Below are 4,152 nucleotides of genomic sequence, written 5' to 3'. Positions count from 1 at the left end.
CGTCTTCACGTCCACCCGCACCAGCCCGACCGCAAAGAACACCGTGATCAACCCCATCACCAGCAGGATCAACCATCTGTTCCCCAGCGCAAATCGCGCCAACTTGCGTCGCAGGTCAATCTTTTCCATCAGGCACCCAGGTCTCTTGATTTCAGTTGTTTATGTCGAACCGCTTCGAGCGTGCACGCAACCCTCCACCGGCCGCTTCTCGATCGAACAATTAGAGAGGCAGTGGGGGGCACGGCGACCCACCCGAGCGGGTAGTTTCTGCAGCGTCTCGGCGTTCATCCCACAAGCGTTTTCACGGGGGTGTGCGGCTACTGCGCGGTGTAGCCGCCGTCGATGACGAGCTCGCTGCCCGTCATGAACGAGGACTCGTCGGAGCCCAGGTAGAGCACGCCGTAGGCGATGTCGTCGGGTTCACCCATCCGCCCGATCGGGTGCATCTTCGAGATCACCTGGCGCCCACCCTCGACATCGCCGAGGCTGGTCAGATAGCCTTCGACCATCGGCGTCCAGATGTAGCCTGGATGGATGGTGTTAACCCGGATGCGATAGCCCGCTTGCGCGCAATGCAGCGCCGCCGACTTGGAGAAGATGCGCACGCCGCCCTTGCTGGCGTTGTAGGCCGCGAGCTTCGGATCGGCGACGATGCCCTCGATCGACGAGATGTTGATGATCGAGCCCGCGCCGGCCTCGTCCTTCATCGCGCGGATCGCGTGCTTGGTGCCGAGGAAGACGCCGTCCAGATTGACGGCCATCAGGCGGCGCCAGGCCTCCAGCGTCTCGTCTTCCGCACTGCCTGCGGTGCCGATGCCGGCGTTGTTGACGACGATGTTCAGGCCGCCGAAGTGCGCGCGCGCCCGGTCGACCACGTCGACCCACTGACTCTCATCAGTCACGTCCTGCACGAGGAACAGCGCCTTGCCACCGGCGCGCTCGATCTCCTTCGCCACCGCGGTGCCCTGCGCCTCTTCCACGTCGGTGAGCACCACCCTGGCGCCTTCGCGCGCCAGCATCAGGGCGCTGGCCCGGCCGATCCCCTTGGCGCCGCCCGTCACCAGCGCTACCTTGTTGTCCACGCGTCCCATGTCTGTGTCTCCAGTTGATAGTCTCGTCAGACCGCGGTGTAGCCACCGTCGACCACGAACTCGGCGCCGGTGACCCACTTCGCGGCATCGGAGGCGAGGTAGAGCGCGGCAGAGGCCACGTCCTCGGGCGCACCGCAGCGGCCCATCGGGATCGCCGTCTCGAAGGCGGTCTGCGCGGCCGCCAGGTCGGGCATGATCTTCAGGTCGACGAAGTGCTGGAACAGGTCGCGCCCCATCGCGGTCCACACCACGCCGGGGTGGATGGAGTTGCAGCGGATGCCGAGCTTGAGCTGCCCGCACTCGACGGCGACCGACTTCGTCAACAGTCGCACCGCGCCCTTGGACGCGCAGTAGTTGCTCAGGCCGATGCAGCCCACCAGGCCGGCGACCGAGGACAGGTTGATGATCGAGCCGCCCTGCCCGGCCGCGCCGCCCGGCCGCATCGCGCGGATCGCGTGCTTGCAGCCGAGGAAGACGCCGGTCACGTTGACGTCCTGCACCTTGCGGAATTCCTCGACCGTGGTCTCGGTGATGAACTGCAGGCGCTCGATACCCGCGTTGTTGACGAGGACATGCAGGCCGCCGAGCCGCTCGATCGTGACGGCGATCGCGGCCTCCCACTGCGCCTCGTCGGTGGTGTCGAGCCGGAAGAAGTCGGCCTGGCCACCGGCGGCGCGGATCTCGGCCACCGTCTCGCGACCCTGCGACTCCAGCACGTCGGTGACCATCACGCGCGCACCGGCACCCGCCAGCGCCCTTGCCATCTCGGCGCCGAGGCCGCGCGCCGCGCCGCTGATCAGCGCGACCTTGCCGTCCACGCGGTAGGCCTTGCCGTAGTCGATGGGAGCCGGGGTGCTTGCGCGGCTGTCGGTCATGGGGGTCTCCTGGTTCTTGTCGGTGCGGGCATCGGCCCGACCGGAGGCATGGGCGCGACTCGCGGCGCAGCGCGAGCACATGGCGAGGCCGGATGATTGCGGCGCCCTACCCCACCGTCACTACCCGGCGGGGTAGTTCGCGCGCGCCGCTCCCGCGGGGAAACCCAGGGTCGCGCGTCGCGGACGTGACACCCGCCGACCACCGGCCCGCAGCGCACGCTGCATCAGGCGGCCGGCGTGCACCCCATCAGTGCGGCCACCGCGGCGATCACCGCCTCGGGCCGGTCGCGGTGCGGCGAATGGCCGCACCGCGGCAGCTCAGCAGGCGCGTCTGCGGCACGCGCCGCGCGATGCCGCGGACCTGCTCCAGCGTGCCGTACTCGTCGTCCTGCCCCTGCACCGCGAGCAGCGGGCAGCGGATCGCCGCGATCTGGGCCTCGATGCGCCATGACCGGAATGACGGATGCAGCCAGATGCGATTCCAGCCCCAGAACGCCGAGTCGACGTCGTCGTGGTGGCGGGCCAGCTTCTGCGGCAGCTCGGTCGTCATGAAACTGCGACGCGTCTGCTCGATGCCCGCGACCGTGATGTCCTCGACGAGGATGTGCGGCGCCAGCACCGCCAGCCCTGCCACCGACGCCGGAAAACGCGCGGCATGCAGCAGCGCGATCGAGCCGCCGTCGCTGTGCCCGAACAGCCACACCGGCTCGTCGATGGCCAGCGCGGCGAACAGCGCCGGCAGCACCTCGTGTGCCTGGCGGTGCAGGAAGTCCACGTCCCAGGCCTCGTCGGCCGCGCGCGGCGTGGAGCGGCCGTAGCCGGGCCGCGAGTACACCAGGCCGCGCACGCCGATGGCCTGGCACAGCTGCTGCGGGAACTCGCGCCACATCGACACCGAGCCCAGGCCTTCGTGCAGGAACACCAGCAGCGGCGCGTCGCGGTGTTCGCGGCCGATCCATCGGTACTCGATGCGCACTTCGCGGTCGCGCCACGCGATCGACACGAATCCGTCGCGGACGGCATCGGGATGGGCGGGCGGCGGCGGAGAGTTCACGGCGTGGGGTCCGGTCGGGCCGCAGATCGACGGCCGGCGCAGGGCCGCTCGACAATGCCGCCGGCAGCGCCTGACCGAGAGGAATGCTACCGCGCCGGCACGGCCGGCCGACGCGGGAAGGCGATCGCGGCGACACTGCGCCGCGAAGGACACCCGCACTTCGAGACCGACCGAGCGCCCCGAAAAGGAACCCGCCGTGAACACATTGAGCATCGACGTGACGTCCTCCGGGGTGGCACGCGTGGAGATGGCCCGACCGCAGGTGTTCAACGCCTTCGACGAGGCGATGATCGGCGAGCTCGACGCCGCCTATGCCCGGCTCGCGGCCGACCCGCAGGTGCGCGTGATCGTGCTGGCCGGCCAGGGCAAGGCCTTCTCGGCCGGCGCCGACCTGGCCTGGATGCAGCGTGCCAGCGCCGCCACGCCGGCGTGGAACCTGGACGACGCGCGCCGCTTCGCGGCGATGCTCGACCGTGTTGCCGCCTGTCCGCAACCCACCATCGCACGCGTGCACGGGGTGGCGCTGGGCGGCGGCGTCGGGCTGGTGTGCGCCTGCGACCTCGCGGTGGCCAGCGAGGACGCGAAGTTCGCCGTCAGCGAGGCCCGCTTCGGCATCCTGCCGTCGGTGATCGGGCCCTATCTCACCAACGCGGTCGGCAAGCGCCAGGCGAAGCGGCTGGCGCTGACGGCCACACGGATCGGCGCTGCCGAGGCCCGCGAGCTGGGCCTGGTGCAGCAGGTGGTGGCGCCCGACGCGCTGGATGCGGCGGTCGACGCGCTCGCGGCCGAGCTGCTGCAGAACGGTCCGTGCGCGCAGGCGGAGATCAAGGCGCTGTTCGGCCGCCTCGAGGTCGGTGCCATCACGGCCGAGGTGCGCGAGCTGACGGCGCAGACCATCAGCCGCGTGCGCCTGGGCGACGAGGCGCGCGAGGCTTTGCCGCCTTCTTCGCGAAGCGCCCGCCGCCGTGGGCGAAGGGGCCGGCATGAGGCGTGCACTCGACACGCAGTCGCCGGTGTGCGTGATCGGCGCGGGCATCATGGCGCCGGCATCGCGCAGGTGGCGGCCCAGGCCGGGCACCCGGTGCAGCTGCATGACGCCCGCGACGGCGCGGCGCTCGCCGCATTGCGCCGG

Annotated in this window: 2 protein-coding genes and 2 pseudogenes; 1 reads left to right on the top strand and 3 read right to left on the bottom strand. The window is 70.4% G+C overall.

Annotation, left to right across the window (positions count from 1 at the left end):
- Positions 1 to 317: 317 nt before the first annotated feature.
- From x551_RS19180 to x551_RS19170, 3 genes and pseudogenes are all read right to left on the bottom strand, one after another.
- Positions 318 to 1,091: a glucose 1-dehydrogenase gene (locus x551_RS19180; protein ID WP_036235656.1), complete on the bottom strand. Its 774-nt coding sequence runs from the start codon at positions 1,089 to 1,091 to the stop codon at positions 318 to 320.
- Positions 1,092 to 1,117: 26 nt separating this feature from the next.
- Positions 1,118 to 1,966, bottom strand: a complete 849-nt coding sequence (locus tag x551_RS19175; protein WP_011828483.1) for a glucose 1-dehydrogenase — start codon at positions 1,964 to 1,966, stop codon at positions 1,118 to 1,120.
- A 224-nt stretch (positions 1,967 to 2,190) separates the two neighbouring features.
- A pseudogene (locus tag x551_RS19170) lies at positions 2,191 to 3,020 on the bottom strand (alpha/beta hydrolase).
- A 247-nt stretch (positions 3,021 to 3,267) separates the two neighbouring features.
- Here x551_RS19170 and x551_RS19165 point away from each other — a divergent pair.
- Positions 3,268 to 4,007, top strand: a pseudogene (locus x551_RS19165) (enoyl-CoA hydratase-related protein).
- Positions 4,008 to 4,152 lie beyond the last annotated feature (145 nt).

Source organism: Methylibium sp. T29, from assembly GCF_000576205.1.
Lineage (GTDB): Bacteria > Pseudomonadota > Gammaproteobacteria > Burkholderiales > Burkholderiaceae_C > Methylibium > Methylibium petroleiphilum.
Note: the sequence above shows the minus strand (reverse complement) of the source record. Positions and strands in the feature narration are given on the sequence as shown.